This is a genomic window from Burkholderia sp. R-40 (genome assembly GCF_049942845.1).
In the GTDB taxonomy this organism is placed as follows: domain Bacteria; phylum Pseudomonadota; class Gammaproteobacteria; order Burkholderiales; family Burkholderiaceae; genus Burkholderia; species Burkholderia ambifaria.
Genome location: NZ_CP187967.1, coordinates 2,006,770 through 2,026,453 on the forward strand (window position 1 = coordinate 2,006,770; position 19,684 = coordinate 2,026,453).

The window sequence follows — 19,684 nt, forward strand, 5'->3', positions numbered from 1 at the left end:
GTGGACGAATTAATTCAGGGCCTCGGTGCGGCCGTAGTTGCGTGCGACGTAGTCGCTGACGATCTGCTGGAATTCCTCGGCGATCCGCTCGCCGCGCAGCGTCTTGACCTTCTCGCCGTCGATGAAGACGGGCGCGGCCGGGTTCTCGCCCGAACCCGGCAGGCTGATGCCGATGTTCGCGTGCTTCGATTCGCCCGGGCCGTTGACGATGCAGCCCATCACCGCGACGTTCATCTTCTCGACACCCGGATATTCCTTGCGCCATACGGGCATCTGCTCGCGCAGGTAGGTCTGGATCTGCATCGCGAGCTCCTGGAACAGCGTGCTCGTCGTGCGGCCGCAGCCCGGGCACGCGATCACCATCGGCGCGAACGAGCGCAGGCCCATCGTCTGCAGGATTTCCTGGCCGACGATCACCTCGCCCGTGCGCGGCGCGCCCGGCTCCGGCGTCAGCGAGATGCGGATCGTGTCGCCAATCCCTTCCTGCAGCAGCACGCCGAGCGCGGCCGTCGACGCGACGATGCCCTTCGAGCCCATGCCGGCCTCGGTCAGACCGAGGTGCAGCGCGAAGCCGCAGCGGCGGCCGAGTTCGCGGTACACGGCGATCAGGTCCTGCACGCCGCTGACCTTGCACGACAGCACGATGCGATCACGGCCGAGACCCAGTTCGACCGCACGCTCGGCCGAGCCGATCGCCGACTGGATCAGCGCCTCGTACATCACGCTTTGCGCGCCCCACGGCTGCGCACGCGCGCCGTTCTCGTCCATCATGCGCGCGAGCAGGTCCTGGTCGAGGCTGCCCCAGTTCACGCCGATCCGCACCGCCTTGTCGTACTTGGCCGCGGCTTCGATCATCAGCGCGAACTGCGTGTCGCGCTTCGCACCCTGGCCGACGTTGCCGGGATTGATCCGGTACTTCGACAGCGCCTCCGCGCAGCCCGGGTAGTCGCGCAGCAGCAGGTGGCCGTTGTAGTGAAAATCGCCGACGAGCGGCACGGTCACGCCCATCCGGTCGAGCTGCTCGCGGATCGCCGGCACGGCGGCCGCGGCCTCCGGCGTGTTGACGGTGATGCGGACCAGTTCGGAGCCCGCGTTCGCGAGTTCCTTGATCTGGATCGCCGTGCCGATCGCATCGGCCGTGTCGGTATTCGTCATCGACTGGACGCGCACCGGCGCATCGCCGCCGATCGTCACGAGCTGCCCGCCCCAACGAACATCCACCGCATGCGACACGCGACGCGGCTGATGCCCGCCGAACACCGGCTCGGTTGAACAAATCTGACTGCTGCGTGGGGATTGAGCTTCGGATTGCATCGATAGATCCATTTACGCGGAATGCGCCGCGAAGCGGCGCATGAATTGAAAAAGCGCCGTGCCCTCGCGGCCTGTGCTGGACAGGCCCGCGCCACGGCGCTTGACATCAGGGCAACGTGAACCGCGCCACGTTACCCCGCGCTGCCGAATATTTTGCCGGATCGACAGGTTTTCCGTCGAACGCGACCGCGTCCATGCCTGCCTTGTTGCCGATCGTGACCTTGAACGGCCCGTCGCCGGCGACCTGCTTCGTCTCGCCGGCCCGCACCAGCGCCGAGAACAGCTCCTTGCCGTTCTTGTCGCGCACGCTGAACCAGCAATCCTGCTTGACCTTCAGTTCGATCATCGACTGGCCTGCCGCCACCACGACGCTCGCGGGCTGGGCCGGCACGGCCGCACCGCTCGCCGCGGCCGTCACCACCGGTTGCGACGCAGGCGCCGCGACCGCTGGGGCCGGCGCCGGTGCAGCCGGTGCAGCCGGTGCAGCCGGTGCAGCCGATGCAACGACCTGCGGCGCCACGGCGGATGCCGCCACCTGCGCCGGCGCATCGCTGCCGGCTGCCGCCGACGCGCCGCCCGCGGCCGCTTCTTCGACCGAAGACGCCGCCGGCGCGCTGGCCGCCGACGCATGGTCGGTGTCGCCGCCCTTGAAACGCGCGAGCCAGCTCGACGAATCGCCGCCAGTGTGCCACATGAGCACCGCGACCACCGCGACGACGACGATCGCCGTCCCCCACAGCCACGGATGGTGACGCGACGAGCCGCCGAGCGGAATCGACACGCGGCCGCGCGGCAGATCCGTGCCCGATGACGCGGGCATCGACAGATCGACTTCCGGCACGCCGCGCTCGCGGCGCAACGCCTGCGCAAACGGCTCCGGATCGACGCCGAGCATCTTCGCGTAGCTGCGCACGACGCCGAGCGCGAACGTCACGCCTGGCAGATGGCTGATGTCGCCTGCCTCGAGCGCACGCAGCTTCTGCGGGGCGACCTTGAGCCGCGCCGACACGTCGTCGACCGTCCAGCCCTTCGCCTCCCGGAGATGCGCCAGCCGGCTGCCGACGGCCGTCAGCGTTTCCAACCCCGCCGGTGCCGGCTTCGCGGCATCCGTCTCTGCGCCGTTTGTCGGCTGCGGCTCACTCATCCTTGTCCTCGCGTCGATTCTTCTTCACTGGCGAGCGCCGCCGGCTTGCGCCGGCCGGCACCCGCAACTGTCCATATCATGCGCGGCGCCGGGGCGCCGCGACCGATCGCTATTCGCGTGTTGTACCGCCAAGAGGCTCGGGCATCCGGGCCAGGCCGCCCCGACCTGGCGCCCCGTCAAATTGCCCGAACTTCGATGATTTTTGCTGCTGCGCCCGTTCGCTCCGCCAGGCGCGTGCGATCCTTCACGGCGCCGGCCAGCTGGCCGCACGCGGCGTCGATGTCGTCGCCGCGCGTCTTGCGCACGGTCGTGACGACACCCGCGTCGATAAGGACCTGTGCAAAGCGCTTGATCTGCTCCGGCTTCGAGCGGATGAGGCCCGATTCCGGAAACGGATTGAACGGGATCAGATTGAACTTGCACGGAACGTCACGCGTGACGGCCAGCAGTTCGCGCGCATGCGCTTCGGTGTCGTTGACGCCGTCGAGCATGCAGTATTCGAATGTAATGAAGTCGCGCGGCGCGACTTTCAGATAGCGCTGGCACGCGGCCATGAGCTCGCGAAGCGGATGCTTCTTGTTGAGCGGCACCAGCTCGTCGCGCAGCGCATCGTTCGGCGCGTGCAGCGAAACGGCGAGCGCGACCGGCAATTCGGCGCCGAGGCGGTCCATCATCGGCACCACGCCGGACGTCGACAGCGTGACGCGGCGGCGCGACAGGCCGTACGCGTTGTCGTCGAGCATCAGCCGCATCGCGGGCACGACCGCGTTGTAGTTCAGCAGCGGCTCGCCCATGCCCATCATCACCACGTTGGTGACGACCCGTTCGGCCTTGCCGTTCGGACCGGGCGCGCGACCGAGCGACGCACGCAGTGCAAATTCGGCCATCCGGAGCTGACCGATGATTTCGGCTGTCGACAGGTTGCGGGAGAAGCCCTGCTTGCCCGTCGAGCAGAAGCGGCAGTTGACCGCGCACCCGGCCTGCGACGACACGCACAGCGTGCCGCGCGTCTCTTCCGGGATGAACACGGTTTCGACCGCATTGCCGTTTCCGACGTCGATCAGCCACTTGCGCGTGCCGTCGGTGGAAACGTGATCGCTGGCGATCTCGGGCATCACGATCGACGCACGGCCCTTGAGCTTTTCTCTCAGGGACTTCGCGAGATCGGTCATGCCGTCGAAATCGCCGGCGTTGTACTGGTGGATCCAGCGCTGCAACTGCTTGGCGCGGAACGGCTTCTCGCCAAGGCTGCCGCAGTACGCGACAAGACCCTCGGCATCGAAGTCGAGAAGATTGACGGAAGTTTCGCTCGTCATGATGTGCTGCCTTGCCGCTTGCGCTGAATCCTGCCTACTTGTTGCCAGCCAGGGCTTAGCGCGAGTAGACGTTCATTTCCGGGAAGAAGAACGCGATTTCGACCGCGGCCGTTTCGGCAGCGTCCGAGCCGTGCACGGCGTTCGCGTCGATGCTGTCGGCGAAGTCGGCGCGGATCGTGCCCTTTTCCGCCTTCTTCGGATCCGTCGCACCCATCAGGTCGCGGTTCTTCAGGATCGCGCCTTCACCTTCCAGAACCTGGATCATCACCGGGCCCGAGATCATGAAATCGACGAGGTCCTTGAAGAACGGACGTGCTGCGTGAACCGCATAGAACTTCTCTGCGTCGCCACGCGACAGGTGAGCCATGCGCGATGCGACGATCTTCAGGCCGGCGCCTTCGAAACGGCTGTAGATCTGACCGATCACGTTCTTTGCCACCGCATCCGGCTTGATGATCGACAGGGTGCGCTCGATTGCCATAAAAACTCCAAAAAATTAAGAAGTTACAGGTTCAAATGAATCCGCTATTGTAGCACGATCCCGTGTATCATTGCGATTGAACCCTTACACGAATGAAAGGTTTCGAATCCATATGTTTTTTGCGCCGCCCGCATTGAAACCTGGCGGCGCGGAACGTATCTTAGCCATAGCTGCCCCGGTTTGCTGCGCCGCACATCGCGCGCGCCGAACCGGCCCCGGACGCCCACGCGTTCAATGTTAGGAGAAACCATGAACGACTATCCGTACAATTTCGGCCGCGGCGGTTCCGTCAGCACCGCCGAAGTTCGCAACCGCGTGCTGCGGAACACGTACTGGCTGCTCGCGCTGTCGATGGTGCCGACCGTGCTGGGCGCCTGGGTCGGCGTCGCGACGGGCTTCTCGCTGTTCGCGGCCACGAGCCCGATGATGAGCCTGCTCGCGTTCTTCGCGATCGCGTTCGGCTTCATGTTCGCGATCGAGCGGACCAAAAACAGCGCGGCCGGCGTGTTCGTGCTGCTCGGCTTCACGTTCTTCATGGGCCTGATGCTGTCGCGGCTGCTCAGCTTCATCCTCGGCTTCTCGAACGGCCCGTCGCTGATCATGCTCGCGTTCGGCGGCACCGGCATCATCTTCGCCACGATGGCGACGATCGCCACCGTCAGCAAGCGCGACTTCTCCGGGCTCGGCAAGTGGCTGTTCATGGGCGTGATCGTGATCCTGCTGGCGTCGGTCGCGAACATCTTCCTGCAGCTGCCGGCGCTGATGCTCACCGTCTCGGTGCTCGCGATCGCGATCTTCTCGGCCTACATGCTGTTCGACGTCCAGCGCGTCGTGAACGGCGGCGAGACGAACTACATCTCGGCCACGCTCGCGATCTACCTCGACCTGTACAACGTGTTCACGAACCTGCTCGCGCTGCTCGGCATCTTCGGCGGCAACCGCAACTGACGTTCGCACCACCCCATGAAAAACCGGCCCGCGGGCCGGTTTTTTTACGTCCGACGCCCGCCCGCTCAGTCGCGCTCGAACAGCGCGATCGATTCGACGTGCGACGTATTCGGGAACATGTTCACGACCCCGGCGCCCTTCAGGCGGTAACCCGCCTCGTGCACAAGGAGGCCCGCGTCGCGCGCGAGCGTCGACGGGTTGCACGACACGTAGACGATCCGCTTCGGCAGCGGGCCTTCGCCGCTCTGCGCGATTTCGGCCAGCGCCTTCGACACCGCGAGCGCGCCTTCGCGCGGCGGGTCGATCAGGAACTTGTCGAACGCGCCGAGCGCACGGAGGTCGTCGCCCGTCACTTCGAACAGGTTCCGGCACGCGAACGTCGTGTGCCCATCGACGCCGTTTTCGCGCGCATTCGCCAGCGCGCGCGTCGTCAGCGTGTCGCTGCCTTCGATGCCCATCACCTCGCGCGACAGTCGCGCGAGCGGCAGCGTGAAGTTGCCGATCCCGCAGAACAGGTCGAGCACGCGATCGTCGCGCGACGGCGCGAGCAGGCGCAGCGCGCGGCCCACCAGCACGCGGTTGATCTGATGGTTGACCTGCGTGAAGTCGGTCGGCTTGAACGGCATGCGGATGCCGAACTCCGGCAGCGTGTAGTCGAGCGGCACGTCGAGCGGATAGAACGGCGTCACCGTGTCCGGGCCCTTCGGCTGCAGCCAGAACTGCACCTTGTGCTCGTCCGCGAACGCGCGCAGCAGCGCTTCGTCGTCCGCATTGATCGGCTCCAGCACGCGCAGCACCAGCGCCGTGACTTGCGAACCGACCGCGAGCTCGATCTGCGGCATCCGGTCGCGAATCGACAGCCCCTCGACCAGCCGGCGCAGCGGCACCAGCATTGCCGACACGTGCGGCGGCAGCACTTCGCAGCTCGTCATGTCGGCAACATAGCTGCTCTTCTTTTCGTGGAAGCCGACCAGCACGCCGCCCTTCTTCGCGACGTTGCGCACGGTCAGGCGCGCACGGTAGCGGTAGCCCCACGACGGGCCATGGATCGGCGCGAACACCGTCTCGGCGCGCAGCTTCGCCAGGTGCCACAGGTTGTCCTCGAGCACGCGCTGCTTGATCGCCACTTGCGCGCGCATGTCGAGATGCTGCATCGAGCAGCCGCCGCAGGTGCCGAAGAACGCGCATTTCGGCTGCGTGCGCAGCACGCTCGGGCGCAGGATGTCGACCACGGTCGCCTGCTCGTAGCTCGGCTTGCGACGGTAGCTCGAATAGGTCACACGCTCGCCAGGCAGCGCGCCTTCGACGAAGATGACCTTGCCCGGCGTGCCGTCCTCGGTCACCGTGCGGCCGACACCGCGCGCTTCCATGTCGAGCGATTCGATCTCGAGAACCGGGGCAGGCCCGGGCGCGACGGGCGCATTTTTCGATTTGCGCGCAGAAGTGGGGACGGCTTCGGACACCAGCTTTTCCTGACAAACGTTGAAGAAGGCGAGATTGTAGACGACGACAGCCCGCATCGCCCGCTTTCATCGCGCTCGTGTGGATCCGGATGCATCCACGGCGCCGCGTAGTGCACACAGGCCCGCAGGTGCGGTGTCTTGCCGACCCACCGGCGGCACAAGTTCTGCTCGCAGGTGGCTCTCTGCTCGCAGGAGAATCGACCATGCGACTGATCGACTGGAACGTTCAATGGGGTCGGGACGCGGACGGCGTCGTCGACCTCGCGCGCACCATCGCCGCCGCCCGCCGCCTCGGCGACTTCGACGTGCTGTGCATGCAGGAAGTCACGCGCGGCTTCGGCGCGCTGCCCGGCCAGCCGGGCCCTGATCAGTTCACCGAACTGGCGGCGTTGCTGCCCGGCTATACGATCTTCGAGGCGATCGGCGCCGACCTGCCGCCGCTCGAACCCGACGCGGCGCGCCGGCAGTTCGGCAATGCGATCGCGACCCGGCTGCCGGTCGGACGCGTGCTGCGCCAGTTGCTGCCGTGGCCGGCCGACGCCAGCGGGCCGTCGATGCCGCGCGTCGCGCTGGAGGTCGAGCTGACGACGTCGTCCGGCGCGCTGCGTATCATCACGACGCACCTCGAATTCTATTCTGCGCGCCAGCGGCTCGCACAGGTGGATGCGATGCGCGCCCGGCACCGCGAAGCGTGCGCCCACGCCGACCATCCCGCCCCGGCGGAGAACGCCACGGGACCGTTCACCGCGACCGGCCAGGCGCGCGACGCGATCATCTGCGGCGATTTCAACAGCGCGTTCGACAGCGATGCATACCGGCGCCTGCTGGAGCCGATCGCGGACGCGCCGTCGTTCGTCGATGCGTGGGTTGCCCGGCACGCGGGCCATACGCCGCCGCCGACCGCCGGCGTCTACGACACCGCGCAATGGTCGGACGGGCCGCTCGCGTGCGATTTCGTGTTCGTGACCGATACGCTGCTGCCGCGCGTCACGCGCTGCGAGATCGACGGCGACGTGCGCGCGTCGGATCACCAGCCGGTCGTGCTCGAACTCGATTGATCGCGGCCGCGACGCGGGCCGCCCGCGTCACGCGTCGAAGCCGGCCAGGTATTCGGCCCAATGCGACGCGGGCTCCTGCGCCAGCGAATTCTTCACGAGCAGGATCTCGTCCGCATATTCGCTCGGCGTGAGGCCGCCGCGCATCAGCTGGAACCGGCAATACAGCAGGTAGGTGTTGACGACGTCGGTTTCGCAGTAGTTGCGGATTTCCTCGATCCGCCCGTCCTGGAACGCAGGCCATACCTGGCTGCCGTCCATCCCCAGCTTGCCCGGAAAGCCGCACAGCTTCGCGAGCGCGTCGAGCGGCGCGTTCGCGCGCGCCTGATACATCGCGAGCACGTCCATCAGATCGGTATGCCGCGAATGATAGCGCGCGATGTAGTTGTTCCACTTGAATTCGCGGTCGTCCTCGCCCAGATCCCAGTAGCGCGTCGCGGGAATCCCGTGCACGAGCGCACGGTAATGGAGCACCGGCAGGTCGAAGCCGCCGCCGTTCCACGACACGAGCTGCGGCGTGTATTTCTCGATCACGCGGTAGAACGACTGGATCAGCGTCGCCTCGTTGTCCTGGGGCGTGCCCAGCGAGCGCACACGGAAACCGTTGTTGTCGCGGAACACGCAGGAAATCGCCGCGATGCGCTGCAGGTGATGCGGCAGGAAATCGCCGCCGGTCTTCTCGCGGCGCGCGGCGAACGCGTGTTCGGCCACCGCGGCATCGTCGAGCGTCGCGGGCAGATCTTCCAGACGGCGAATGCCGTCGACATCGGGAATGGTCTCGATGTCAAAAACGAGAATCGGAGTCATCAGTTACAGAACGGCGTCCTTGCGCACGCCGTTGGAGGCAAAGAACCGCTTGAGGCGCACCAGCGCTTCCTGCTGGATCTGCCGCACGCGCTCGCGCGTGAGCCCCATCTCGTCCGCCAGCTCCTCGAGCGTGGCCGGTTCGATGTGGTTCAGGCCGAAGCGCCGCTCGATCACGTGGCGGTGCTTGTCGGACAGCCGTGACAGCCACGCGCGCGTGAGCGTCTCGAGCTCGCGGTGCTGCACCTCGGCGTCGGGCGACTGGCTCTGGTCGTCGGGCAGCAGGTCGAGCAGGCTGCTCGCGGGATCGAGATCGAGCGGTGCGTCGAGCGATGCGGTGTGCTCGTTGAGCGCGAGGATGTCGGTGACTTCCTCGGCGGTCTTGCCGGTGAGATAGGCGATGTCGTCGATGCTGGCTTCGCGGCGCTCGGCCGCCTCGCCCGTCGACATCGAATTCTTTTCGAGGTGGCGCTTCGCGCGCAGCACCTGGTTCAGCTCGCGGATCACGTGCACGGGCAGGCGCACGGTGCGCGCCTGGTTCATGATCGCCCGCTCGATGCTCTGGCGGATCCACCACGTCGCATAGGTCGAGAAGCGAAAGCCGCGCGTCGGGTCGAATTTCTCGATCGCGTGCATCAGGCCGAGGTTGCCTTCCTCGATCAGGTCGAGCAGCGGCACGCCGCGGTTCAGGTAACCCTTCGCGATACTGACGACGAGACGCAGGTTGCGCTCGATCATCACCTGCCGCGCCTCGAATTCGCCGGCCTTCGCGAGACGCGAATAGCGCTGCTCCTCCTCGACGGTCAGGAGCGGCTTCACGCTGATGCGGTTCAGGTAATGCTGGATCGTGTCGGCCGTGAGCTCGGCCTGCAGCAATGCGCGGAAATCGTCGACGTCGGGAGCCGCTTCCGGACGGCCTTCGCGCTCGCCGTCGCCGTCCGCTTCGGCGTCGCTTGCCTCGATATCACGTTCGTTTTCCGCGACGTCGTCTTCGTCGTCCTTCGAAGCGCCAGCTCGCCCCACCGATGCTTGCGTGGCACGACTGATCTTCTCAGACTCGGCTTGCGGCTCGTGGCGCTTCGATTTCGGCATGGTCGTCTCGGTTATTGAGGCGGCAAATACTTCAGCGGATCGACAGGTTTACCCTGCCGGCGAACCTCGAAATGCAGCATCACGCGGTCGGCATCGCTGTTACCCATCTCGGCGATCTTCTGCCCCTTCGTCACCGCGTCCCCCTCTTTTACCATCAAAGCGCGATTATGTGCATACGCCGTGAGGTAAGTTGCATCGTGTTTGATGATAATGAGGTTGCCGTAGCCACGCAGGCCATTGCCCGAGTAGACGACGCGGCCATCGGCCGCCGCCTTCACGGGTTCTCCCGACGTGCCGCCGATATTGACGCCCTTGTTCTTCGCGTCGTCGAAACCGTTCAGCAGCGGGCCGCGCACGGGCCATGCAAACGTCACGGGGCCGCTCGGCGCTGCTGCCGTATCGCTCGATGCGGAGGCGGCAGCCGGCGGCGTGATCGCGGACGACGACGAGCCCGCGGCCGGCGTCGCGGGACCGCTGCTGAGCGGTGCGGTCGCGACGGCAGCGCCGCCGATCGGCGCGGCAACCTGCGAGCCGGCAACCGCGGCGCCGCCCGGCGGCGCGACGCGCAGCAGTTGGTCGACTTCGATCTGGTTCGGGTTGGTCAGGTTGTTCCACGCGGCGATGTCGCGATAGTTCTGCCCGTTCTCGAGTGCGATCCGGTACAGCGTGTCACCCGGTTTCACCCGGTAGAAGCCGGGCGGCGGCGGGCCGAGCGGCACCGCCGGCTGCGCGGCAGCTGTCGTGCCGAGCGTTCCGGAGCGGTCGACGACGGGCGCGTTGTCGAGGCGCGTCGCACAGGCGGCCAGTAGCGTGGAGAATGCAGCCACACAGATCGCGCGCTGGGCGAACGTGAGCGGTTCCCTGGTTCGGTTGTTTTGCATCGCGCGCAACATACTCATCGGTTTCAAATCACTCCGGATTTTAAAGGGACAAAGAAAACGCGATCAAGCCGGGACTCTCGCCATTGCGCGGGCGCGACGCGCTCGACCAGCGTGAGCACCTGGTGCTGCCCGCTCTGCGCGCCGACCGGCGCGACGAGCCGCCCGCCGATCGCGAGCTGCTCGAGCAGCGCCTGCGGCACGTCGAGCCCCGCCGCCGCGATCACGATCGCGTCGAACGGGGCCGCGGACGGCAGGCCGACACGCCCGTCGCCATAATGCAAACGGATGTTCGGCACGCGCAGCGGCCGCAGGTTCAGCTTCGCGCGCTCGTAGAGCGGCTTGATGCGTTCAATCGAATACACGTCGCGCGCCACGTGACTCAGCACCGCGGCCTGGTAGCCGCAACCGGTGCCGATCTCGAGCACGCGCTCGAGTGTGCGGCCGGCCATCGCGAGCTCGATCATGCGCGCGACGACCGACGGCTTTGAGATCGTTTGCTGGTGGCCGATCGGCAACGCGGCATCCTCGTAGGCCTGCGTCGCGAGCCCCGGATCCACGAACATGTGGCGCGGCACCGCGGCCATCGCATCCAGCACGCGCGCGTCGGTCACGCCGTTCGCGCGCAGGCGTTCGACCATGCGCTCGCGCACACGTTCCGAGGTCAGCGCGAACGCGCCGGCCGGCGCGATCGTCGGCGCGGCCGGCTTCGGCACCGCGGGCTTCAGCACGGTCGGCTTCGGTGCGGTCGCAGGCTTCGCGGCGGCCGTGCCGGGCAGCGCGCGAGCGGCGCCCGTCTTCGCCACCGGCTTGAGCACGGCAGCGGGCTTGTCGGCGGCCTTCGGCACCGCGCTCGCCGCATGGCGTTCGCCGGACCCGGACCGGACTTCCGATTTGCGTGGCGCTCGCTTGAGATCTTCGAGCGCGAGCGGGAACCGCTTCGCGCGCTCGCCGCTCATGAAGCCCGCCCGCCTGCGCGCGCCCATTCGCGCGTTGCAGGCAGCATTTGCGTATGCGTGAGATCGAGCTGCAGCGGCGTGATCGACACGAAACCGTTTGCGACGGCGTGGAAATCGGTACCTTCGCTCGCGTCCAGCGCGGCACCCGCCGCACCGATCCAGTAGACCGGCTCGCCGCGCGGGTCGGTCTGGCGAATCACCGGCTGCGACGGGTGGCGCTTGCCGAGGCGCGTGACCTTCCAGCCCCTCAGCTCGTCGTACGGCAGATTCGGAATATTGACGTTCAGCAACGGCTGACCGGGCAGCGGATGCGCGAGGTAATGCTCGACGATTTCCGCGGCGACGCGCGCGGCGTCGGCCAGATGCGCCCAGCCCTTGTCGGCCAGCGAAAACGCGATGGCCGGCACGCCGAACATGATGCCTTCGGTGGCGGCCGCAACTGTCCCTGAATAGAGGGTGTCTTCGCCCATGTTCTGGCCGTTGTTGATCCCCGACACGACGAGGTCCGGACGCTCGTCGGCCATCCCCGTCAACGCGACGTGCACCGAGTCGGTCGGCGTGCCGTTCACGTAGAAGAAACCCGTATTCGTCGCGCGCTGCACCGACAGCGGCCGCGACAGCGTGAGGGAATTCGACGCGCCGCTGCAGTTCTGCTCGGGTGCGATCACGGTGAGGTCGGCCAACGGCCGCAGCGCGTCGCTGAGCGCGGCGAGACCGGGGGCGAGATAGCCGTCGTCGTTGCTGAGTAGGATTCGCATCCGGCGATTGTAACCGAGGAAAGATGGCGCGAGAGCGACAGTCCGGCGGCGTCTGACGGGCCCGCACGCAGCTCGCGCATGCGGTGCGCCGCCGCACTGCGCGGCGGCGTTCCACCCACTCGGGAAAACACTCGGCCGCCCGCAGTCATCGACCCGGAAGGAAGTCCCGTCGGGGCAACCCCGCGCGCTTCGCCGGCACTCTGGATACTCAGATCGCGCCGGCCTCGCGCAGCGCGGCGATCGCCTGCGCGTCGTAGCCGAGGCCGCGCAGCACCTCGTCCGTGTGCTCGCCGAGTTCGGGCCCGAGCCAGCGCGTTTCGCCCGGCGTGCCGGACAGCTTCGGCGTGACGTTCGGCAACGGAATGTCGGTGCCGTCGGCGAGCTTGAAACGCTGGATCATCTGTCGCGCGACGAACTGCGGGTCGGTGAACATGTCGGCGGCGCTGTAGATGCGCCCGGCCGGCACGTCGGCCGCGTTGAGCACGGCCAGCGCGTCGTCGATCGTGCGCGGCGCGAGCCACGCGGCGATCGCGTCGTCGATTTCCTGCGTGCGCGGCACGCGTCCGTCGTTGCTTGCGAGCGCGGGATCGTCCGCGAGGTCGTCGCGCTCGATCGCCTTCATCAGCCGCTTGAAGATCGGGTCGCTGTTGCCGCCGATCACGATGCTGCCGTCGCGACACGCGTAGGTGTTCGACGGCACGATGCCGGGCAGCGACGCGCCGGTGCGCTCGCGCACCATCCCGTACACGCCGTATTCGGGCACCACGCTTTCCATCATGTTGAACACCGCTTCATACAGCGCAACGTCGACCACCTGCCCCGCGCCGCCATTCACGTTGCGGTGGTGCAGCGCCATCAGCGCCCCGATCACGCCGTGCAGCGCGGCAATGGAGTCGCCGATCGAGATCCCGATGCGCGGCGGCGGCAGATCCGGATAGCCGGTGATGTGACGCAATCCGCCCATCGATTCGGCGATCGCGCCGAAGCCGGGCCGGTCGCGGTACGGGCCCGTCTGCCCGTAGCCGGACAGGCGCACCATCACGAGCCCGGGGTTGTCGGCCGACAGGATGTCGTAGCCGAGGCCGAGCTTCTCGAGCAGGCCCGGGCGAAAGTTTTCGACCACGATGTCGGCCTCGCGCGCGAGCTGCCGCGCGATCGCCTTGCCGGCATCGGTTTTCAGGTTGAGGGTGACCGATTTCTTGTTGCGCGCCTGGACCGACCACCACAGCGACGTGCCGCCCTGCTCCGGATGCAGCTTGCGCCACTTGCGCAGCGGGTCGCCGCCGTTCGGATCCTCGATCTTGATCACTTCCGCGCCGAATTCGGCCAAGAGGCGCGACGCGAACGGCCCCGCGATCAGCGTCCCGAATTCGAGCACTTTGACGCCCGCGAGCGGGCCCTGGCTGGTGCTCATGTGTCTCCCTGGCATGAGGAACGGCGCCGCTCGCCGGCGGCGCCCGGCTTACATCGTGCGGCGGTCGAGCATCGCGCGGGCGATGGTGCCCGCGTCGACGTATTCGAGCTCGCCGCCGACCGGCACGCCGCGCGCGAGGCGCGTGACCGCGAGCCCGCGCGCCTTCAGCGTCTGGCCGAGGTAGTGCGCGGTGGCTTCGCCCTCGTTCGTGAAGTTGGTCGCGAGCACGACCTCCTTGACGACGCCGTCGGACGCGCGCCGCACGAGGCGGTCGAAATGGATTTCCTTCGGGCCGATCCCGTCGAGCGGGCTCAGCCGCCCCATCAGCACGAAATACAGCCCGCGGTACGTCATCGTCTGCTCGAGCATGATCTGGTCGGCCGGCGTCTCGACGACGCACAGCAGCGTCGGATCACGCTCGTCGTCGCTGCACACCTCGCAGATCTGCGCTTCCGTGAACGTGTTGCACTTCTCGCAGTGCTGCAGGTGCTCGGTCGCGAACAGCAGCGACCGGCCGAGCCGCTCCGCGCCCTCCCGATCGTGCTGCATCAGGTGGTACGCCATGCGCTGCGCGGATTTCGGCCCGACGCCGGGCAGGACACGCAGCGCCTCGACGAGCGCGGACAGGGCGGACGGCTGTTTCATACGGCGGCTGGAGGCTGAACGGGCTGAACGGACGCTGCGCTCAGAACGGCAGCTTGAAACCCGGGGGCAGCGGCAGGCCCGACGTCATGCCGCTCATCTTCTCCTGCGACGTGGCTTCGGCCTTGCGCACGGCATCGTTGAACGCGGCCGCGACCAGATCCTCGAGCATGTCCTTGTCGTCCGCGAGCAGGCTCGGGTCGATCGCCACGCGACGCACTTCGTTGCGGCACGTCATCGTCACCTTGACGAGGCCGGCACCCGACTGCCCTTCGACTTCGATCTGCGCAAGCTGCTCCTGCATCTTCTTCATGTTTTCCTGCATTTGCTGCGCTTGCTTCATCAGTCCGGCGAGGTTGCCTTTCAACATGGGAATACTCCTTCTTGATCGTGTGAAAACCGGCACGCGGCGCATGTCGGTCAATGTGTGCGGGCGTGATTGTGCCTGTCGCGGTGCGATTCGTTCAATGCAGCGTGGGCGGCGCGCCGTCCGGCGCCGAATCGGCGAGCGGCCGCACCGAGCCTTCGACGATACGCGCGCCGAAATCACGCACGAGCTGCTGGACGAACGGATCGCCGTGGATCTCCTGCTCGGCCTCGCGCTGGCGGGCCGCACGTGCAGCCGCATCGAGCGCTGCCGCGGTGCGCCGCGCGGGCCCGACCTCGACGGCGACCTCGACCGGCTTGCCGAGCGCGTCGGCCAGCGCGGCCTTCAGCTTCGCGACCTGGGCGGCGTCCGCATACTGCGGCACCGGCACGGACAGTTTCAACGTCGTCGCGTCGACGGCCGTCAGCTCGCTGTTGAACGCCAGCTGATACGCGACGCCCTTCAGCGGCAACCGTGCGGCCAGCGCCGGCCATTCGCCGTCGAAGCCGATCGGATCGAGCGCGATCGCGGGCGGCAGCGGACGCGTGTCGACGGGTGCGGACGGACGGGCCTCCGCCGGCTTCGGCGCAATGCGCACGTCGTCGGGGCCGCTGTCGAATACCGGGACGAAGCCGTCGTCGGCCCCACCGCCGAACATCTCGTCGGCGCTGAGCGGCACGTATTCGTCCGGCGGGATGTCTTCCCACGGCGGCGGCGCCTGGCGCGTGTCGGCTGCCTGCGGTGCGCGAGCTGCCGCCCGCGGCGTCGGCACCTGCACGGCGGGACGCGACGGCGCCGGTTTGTCGGCGGCCGGCTGGGCCGCGGCCGATTTCGGCGCGGCGTCTGCTCGCGAGCGGTCGGACGACACGCGCATGCCGGCATTGCGCAGCACGTCGAGTGCGGCGGCTGCGCCACCGCGGGCCGACGGGCGAGCTGCAGGCGCGGCCGGCGCGGCCGGCGTGGGACGCGGCGCCGGCTCGGCATGCGCTGCAGGTTCCGCGACGCGCTTGGCGGCGGCAGGCGGTTCAGGTTCGTCGACGCGCTGGGCGGCGGCAGCCGAGTCAGGTTCGTTGCGCACGGCCGGCGGCGCATCGCTCACCGGTGCCGCCTGAGGTGCCCGGTTCGCTTCCGGCTGCGGTGCGGCCGGCGCTTCGGTCGCAGTCGCTGCCGGTGTCGCCACAGGTTTCACGGCCGACGAAGTCGCCGCATCGCCGGACTGGACCGGCGACGGACGCGCAGTGGGCGCGACCGGAGCGGCAGCCTGCGGGCGTACGGCCTCCGCGGCGGCGGCCGGTGCGGCTGCCGCTGGCGGCTTGGGTGCCGATATCGCTGGCGACTTGGGCGCCGCAGCCGACGCAGCGGCAGCGGCAGCGGCGGTCGCACGCGGCGCGGGCGCGGGGACGGCACGCGGCACGGCCGGCTGGCCACCCGGCGCACTGCCGGCGCCGACGGCCGGCTCGAACGCGAGCATCCGCAGCAGCGTCATCGTGAAGCCGGCGTATTCGTCCGGCGCGAGGCCGAGCTCCGCGCGCCCGACCGTCGCGATCTGATAGAACAGCTGAACCTGCTCGGGGCTCAGCGCGTCGGCGAAGCGGCGCAGGTCGGCCGCTTCCGGCCATTCGTCGAGCACCGAGCCCGGCGCGAACTGCGCCCATGCGATCCGGTGCAGCAGGCTCGCGAGATCCTGCAGCGCGGTGGAAAACGACAGGCTGCGCAGCGACATCTCGTCGGCGATCGCGAGGATCTCCGGGCCGTTGCCCGCTGCGAGCGCATCGAGCAGCCGCACCATGTAGGTCTGGTCGAGTGCGCCGAGCATGCCGGACACCGCCGCTTCGGTCACTTCGTTCGCCGAATAGGCGATCGCCTGGTCGGTCAGCGACAGCGCATCGCGCATGCTGCCCTGCGCGGCGCGCGCGAGCAGACGCAGCGCCTGCAGCTCGAACGAAATCTGCTCTTCGCCGAGAATCCGCTCGAGATGCGACACGATGTGCCCGGCCGGCATCTGCTTCAGGTTGAACTGCAGGCAGCGCGACAGCACGGTGACGGGAATCTTCTGCGGGTCGGTCGTCGCGAGGATGAACTTGACGTGCGGCGGCGGCTCCTCGAGCGTCTTCAGCATCGCGTTGAACGCGTGGTTCGTCAGCATGTGCACTTCGTCGATCATGTAGACCTTGAAGCGCGCATCGACGGGCGCGTACACCGCACGCTCGAGCAGCGCGGCCATCTCGTCGACGCCGCGGTTGCTCGCCGCGTCCATCTCGACGTAGTCGACGAAGCGGCCTTCGTCGATCTCGCGGCACGCGCGGCACACGCCGCACGGCTGCGACGTGACGCCGGTTTCACAGTTGAGCGCCTTCGCGAAGATCCGCGACAGCGTCGTCTTGCCGACGCCGCGGGTGCCGGTAAACAGATAGGCGTGATGGAGACGCCCGCCGTCGAGCGCGTGCGTGAGCGCCCTGACGACGTGCTCCTGGCCGACGAGCGAAGCGAAATCCTTCGGACGCCACTTGCGTGCGAGAACTTGATAGGTCATCGGGAAATTGTATCAGTAACGCTGCGCCGCGCCGACACGCGAAACGGTGCGGAGAACGGGCAAGGCGCAGGAAAAACGGAGAATGACGCAGAAATAAAAAACGCCCAACGAACGGGGCGAGAGGAAAGGTGACGAGCCCAACCCTCGGCACTGGCAGAAAACGATTGTGGCTGCTTCGTTCCCGACCTGACCAGGTTCACCGCCCCACCATGCGAGGAGGCCCGTCACGGCATATTCTATCACCGCTTCCGGTCGAATGCGACCGTTTGTTCGCAACAATGCGAGGGATCGACCAAACCGGCGCGCGCATGGGCACACGAAGCCGGGGCGAGACGCAGCAAATAACCGCGGCTCTTGTATTTTGCATGCGGGCCTCCACCTTTGGAACACAACGGTCGAACGGCGCGTCGTACCCCTACTCGCGTAGCGGCTACTATCGCCGCCCGCAGCAGATAGCAATTTAGGCTAATATGACGCCCGAACGACCCGCGAGCCGCGCCATGCAGCGCCTGCGCCCTTCCTTCCGGAGAGCGGAGTGACCTGCCGCAGCGGCCGGCAGCCGAAAGGCCGCCGGAGCGCCGCAACGCGCCAAGCAGGCAGTCCCCGAACCGTAAGAGGTATTGACCCAATGAGCGAACAGATCAAACACATCAGCGACGCATCGTTCGAACAGGACGTCGTCAAATCCGACAAGCCCGTGCTCGTCGACTTCTGGGCCGAATGGTGCGGCCCGTGCAAGATGATCGCCCCGATCCTCGACGAAGTCGCGAAGGATTACGGCGACAAGCTGCAGATCGCGAAGATCAACGTCGACGACAACCAGGCGACGCCCGCGAAGTTCGGCGTGCGCGGCATCCCGACGCTGATCCTGTTCAAGAACGGCGCGGCCGCCGCGCAGAAGGTCGGCGCGCTGTCGAAGTCGCAGCTCACCGCATTCCTGGACAGCCACCTGTAATACGGGCCGTTCCTCGGACGTGTTGTCAACCGACAACACGTCCGCCGCCAAGCCGCCGATCGGCCGCTCAGGCACGAATCAGCGTATGCTAGAATCAAAAAACGTCTACAAGACGCATTAAGTCTCAGAGCGCCTCCGCTCGCCCCTCCTCCCTTATTTCTTTTCGTCGCTTCTCCTCCCTGGCGGGTTCTCCGTATGCATTTATCCGAGCTCAAGTCTCTGCACGTGTCCGAACTGATCGAAATGGCCAATGGCCTGGAGATCGAAAACGCGAACCGCCTGCGCAAGCAGGAGCTGATGTTCGCCATTCTCAAAAAACGCGCCAAGACGGGAGAGACGATCTTCGGCGACGGCACGCTCGAAGTACTCCCGGACGGCTTCGGCTTCCTGCGCTCGCCGGAAATGTCGTACCTCGCAAGTACCGACGACATCTATATCAGCCCGTCGCAGATTCGCCGCTTCAATCTGCACACCGGCGACACGATCGAAGGTGAAGTCCGCACGCCGAAGGACGGCGAGCGCTACTTCGCGCTGGTGAAGGTCGACAAAGTCAACGGGCAGCCGCCCGAGGCCTCGAAACACAAGATCATGTTCGAGAACCTCACGCCGCTGCACCCGAACAAGCCGCTGGCGCTCGAACGCGAGATGCGCGGCGAAGAGAACGTCACGGGCCGCATCATCGACATGATCGCGCCGATCGGCAAGGGCCAGCGCGGCCTGCTGGTCGCGTCGCCGAAGTCGGGCAAGACCGTGATGCTCCAGCACATCGCACACGCGATCAAGCAGAACCACCCGGACGTCGTCCTGTTCGTGCTGCTGATCGACGAGCGCCCCGAAGAAGTGACCGAAATGCAGCGCTCGGTCGCCGGCGAAGTGATCGCATCGACGTTCGACGAACCGGCCACGCGTCACGTGCAGGTCGCCGAAATGGTGATCGAGAAGGCCAAGCGCCTCGTCGAAATGAAGCACGACGTCGTGATTCTGCTCGACTCGATCACGCGTCTCGCACGCGCTTACAACACCGTGATCCCGGCGTCGGGCAAGGTGCTGACGGGCGGTGTCGACGCGAACGCACTGCAGCGCCCGAAACGCTTCTTCGGCGCGGCGCGCAACATCGAGGAAGGCGGCTCGCTGACGATCATCGGCACCGCGCTGATCGAAACCGGCAGCCGCATGGACGACGTGATCTACGAAGAGTTCAAGGGCACCGGCAACATGGAAGTGCACCTCGAGCGCCGCCTCGCGGAAAAGCGCGTCTATCCGTCGATCAACCTGAACAAGTCGGGCACGCGTCGCGAAGAAATGCTGATCAAGCCCGAGATCCTTCAAAAGATCTGGGTGCTGCGCAAGTTCATCCACGACATGGACGAAGTCGAGGCCATGGAATTCCTGCTCGACAAGATCCGCCAGACGAAGAGCAACTCCGAGTTCTTCGACCTGATGCGCCGCGGCGGCTGATCGCCCTCGCCCGCACGAACGGCCGCCCGCGCTTTTGCCCGGCGGCCGTTTTTTCGACCCAACCTGTACGTGAACGTACAGGTTGATCTATAATCGCGCCATC

The 19,684-nt window shown here is 67.0% G+C and carries 18 protein-coding genes and 1 other RNA gene; 4 read left to right on the forward strand and 15 right to left on the reverse strand.

Annotation, left to right across the window (positions count from 1 at the left end; all coding sequences use genetic code 11):
• Positions 1-9: 9 nt before the first annotated feature.
• From ispG to ndk, 4 genes are all read right to left on the reverse strand, one after another.
• Positions 10-1,314 carry a flavodoxin-dependent (E)-4-hydroxy-3-methylbut-2-enyl-diphosphate synthase gene (gene ispG / locus ACP26O_RS09245; protein WP_012363994.1) on the reverse strand — a complete coding sequence of 435 codons (1,305 nt, stop codon included), beginning with the start codon at positions 1,312-1,314 and terminating at the stop codon, positions 10-12.
• A gap of 106 nt (positions 1,315-1,420) precedes the next feature.
• Complete coding sequence (locus ACP26O_RS09250; RefSeq protein WP_175664805.1) at positions 1,421-2,458, reverse strand: helix-turn-helix domain-containing protein; 1,038 nt, start codon at positions 2,456-2,458, stop codon at positions 1,421-1,423.
• A 176-nt stretch (positions 2,459-2,634) separates the two neighbouring features.
• Positions 2,635-3,774, reverse strand: a complete 1,140-nt coding sequence (gene rlmN / locus ACP26O_RS09255) for a 23S rRNA (adenine(2503)-C(2))-methyltransferase RlmN (RefSeq protein ID WP_011657023.1) — start codon at positions 3,772-3,774, stop codon at positions 2,635-2,637.
• Between the two features lie 55 nt (positions 3,775-3,829).
• Positions 3,830-4,255, reverse strand: coding sequence for a nucleoside-diphosphate kinase (gene ndk, locus ACP26O_RS09260; RefSeq protein WP_006755775.1), 426 nt, complete (start codon positions 4,253-4,255; stop codon positions 3,830-3,832).
• A gap of 249 nt (positions 4,256-4,504) precedes the next feature.
• Between ndk and ACP26O_RS09265 the strand changes: the two genes are divergently transcribed.
• Positions 4,505-5,203, forward strand: coding sequence for a Bax inhibitor-1/YccA family protein (locus tag ACP26O_RS09265; RefSeq protein WP_006484459.1), 699 nt, complete (start codon positions 4,505-4,507; stop codon positions 5,201-5,203).
• Between the two features lie 65 nt (positions 5,204-5,268).
• On the opposite strand, the gene rlmD is transcribed toward ACP26O_RS09265, so the two are convergent.
• Positions 5,269-6,723, reverse strand: coding sequence for a 23S rRNA (uracil(1939)-C(5))-methyltransferase RlmD (gene rlmD / locus ACP26O_RS09270; protein WP_341771706.1), 1,455 nt, complete (start codon positions 6,721-6,723; stop codon positions 5,269-5,271).
• 146 nt (positions 6,724-6,869) lie between these two features.
• On the opposite strand from rlmD, the gene ACP26O_RS09275 reads away from it, so the two are divergent.
• The gene (locus ACP26O_RS09275; RefSeq protein ID WP_175664806.1) at positions 6,870-7,724 is read left to right on the forward strand and encodes an endonuclease/exonuclease/phosphatase family protein; all 855 of its coding nucleotides are present in this window, start codon (positions 6,870-6,872) and stop codon (positions 7,722-7,724) included.
• Between the two features lie 27 nt (positions 7,725-7,751).
• Here ACP26O_RS09275 and ACP26O_RS09280 read toward each other — a convergent pair whose 3' ends face one another.
• From ACP26O_RS09280 to ffs, 10 genes are all read right to left on the reverse strand, one after another.
• Positions 7,752-8,528 (reverse strand): 3'-5' exonuclease, encoded by a 777-nt coding sequence (locus ACP26O_RS09280; protein ID WP_006755578.1) that lies wholly within the window; start codon positions 8,526-8,528, stop codon positions 7,752-7,754.
• A gap of 3 nt (positions 8,529-8,531) precedes the next feature.
• On the reverse strand, positions 8,532-9,617 hold the full coding sequence (gene rpoS / locus ACP26O_RS09285; protein WP_006755579.1) for an RNA polymerase sigma factor RpoS: 1,086 nt from the start codon (positions 9,615-9,617) through the stop codon (positions 8,532-8,534).
• 11 nt (positions 9,618-9,628) lie between these two features.
• Positions 9,629-10,516, reverse strand: a complete 888-nt coding sequence (locus tag ACP26O_RS09290; RefSeq protein ID WP_175664807.1) for a peptidoglycan DD-metalloendopeptidase family protein — start codon at positions 10,514-10,516, stop codon at positions 9,629-9,631.
• Between the two features lie 5 nt (positions 10,517-10,521).
• On the reverse strand, positions 10,522-11,454 hold the full coding sequence (locus ACP26O_RS09295) for a protein-L-isoaspartate(D-aspartate) O-methyltransferase (RefSeq protein WP_175664808.1): 933 nt from the start codon (positions 11,452-11,454) through the stop codon (positions 10,522-10,524).
• Positions 11,451-12,212 (reverse strand): 5'/3'-nucleotidase SurE, encoded by a 762-nt coding sequence (gene surE / locus ACP26O_RS09300; RefSeq protein ID WP_011657030.1) that lies wholly within the window; start codon positions 12,210-12,212, stop codon positions 11,451-11,453. Before surE ends, ACP26O_RS09295 begins: the two co-directional genes overlap by 4 nt.
• A 208-nt stretch (positions 12,213-12,420) precedes the next feature.
• Positions 12,421-13,626 (reverse strand): CaiB/BaiF CoA transferase family protein, encoded by a 1,206-nt coding sequence (locus tag ACP26O_RS09305; protein WP_175664809.1) that lies wholly within the window; start codon positions 13,624-13,626, stop codon positions 12,421-12,423.
• A 48-nt stretch (positions 13,627-13,674) separates the two neighbouring features.
• Positions 13,675-14,271, reverse strand: a complete 597-nt coding sequence (gene recR, locus ACP26O_RS09310; RefSeq protein ID WP_006755697.1) for a recombination mediator RecR — start codon at positions 14,269-14,271, stop codon at positions 13,675-13,677.
• Between the two features lie 40 nt (positions 14,272-14,311).
• A complete protein-coding gene (locus ACP26O_RS09315) occupies positions 14,312-14,638 on the reverse strand; it encodes a YbaB/EbfC family nucleoid-associated protein (RefSeq protein WP_006755698.1) in 327 nt (108 codons plus the stop codon).
• A gap of 94 nt (positions 14,639-14,732) precedes the next feature.
• The gene (locus ACP26O_RS09320) at positions 14,733-17,168 is read right to left on the reverse strand and encodes a DNA polymerase III subunit gamma/tau (protein WP_175664810.1); all 2,436 of its coding nucleotides are present in this window, start codon (positions 17,166-17,168) and stop codon (positions 14,733-14,735) included.
• A 127-nt stretch (positions 17,169-17,295) separates the two neighbouring features.
• Positions 17,296-17,394: signal recognition particle sRNA small type (ffs, locus tag ACP26O_RS09325), an RNA gene on the reverse strand.
• Between the two features lie 402 nt (positions 17,395-17,796).
• On the opposite strand from ffs, the gene trxA reads away from it, so the two are divergent.
• Together trxA and rho are read left to right on the forward strand one after the other, a co-directional pair.
• A complete protein-coding gene (gene trxA, locus ACP26O_RS09330) occupies positions 17,797-18,123 on the forward strand; it encodes a thioredoxin TrxA (RefSeq protein ID WP_006402348.1) in 327 nt (108 codons plus the stop codon).
• A gap of 195 nt (positions 18,124-18,318) precedes the next feature.
• Positions 18,319-19,581 carry a transcription termination factor Rho gene (gene rho / locus ACP26O_RS09335; RefSeq protein WP_006753675.1) on the forward strand — a complete coding sequence of 421 codons (1,263 nt, stop codon included), beginning with the start codon at positions 18,319-18,321 and terminating at the stop codon, positions 19,579-19,581.
• The last annotated feature ends 103 nt before the right edge of the window (positions 19,582-19,684 follow it).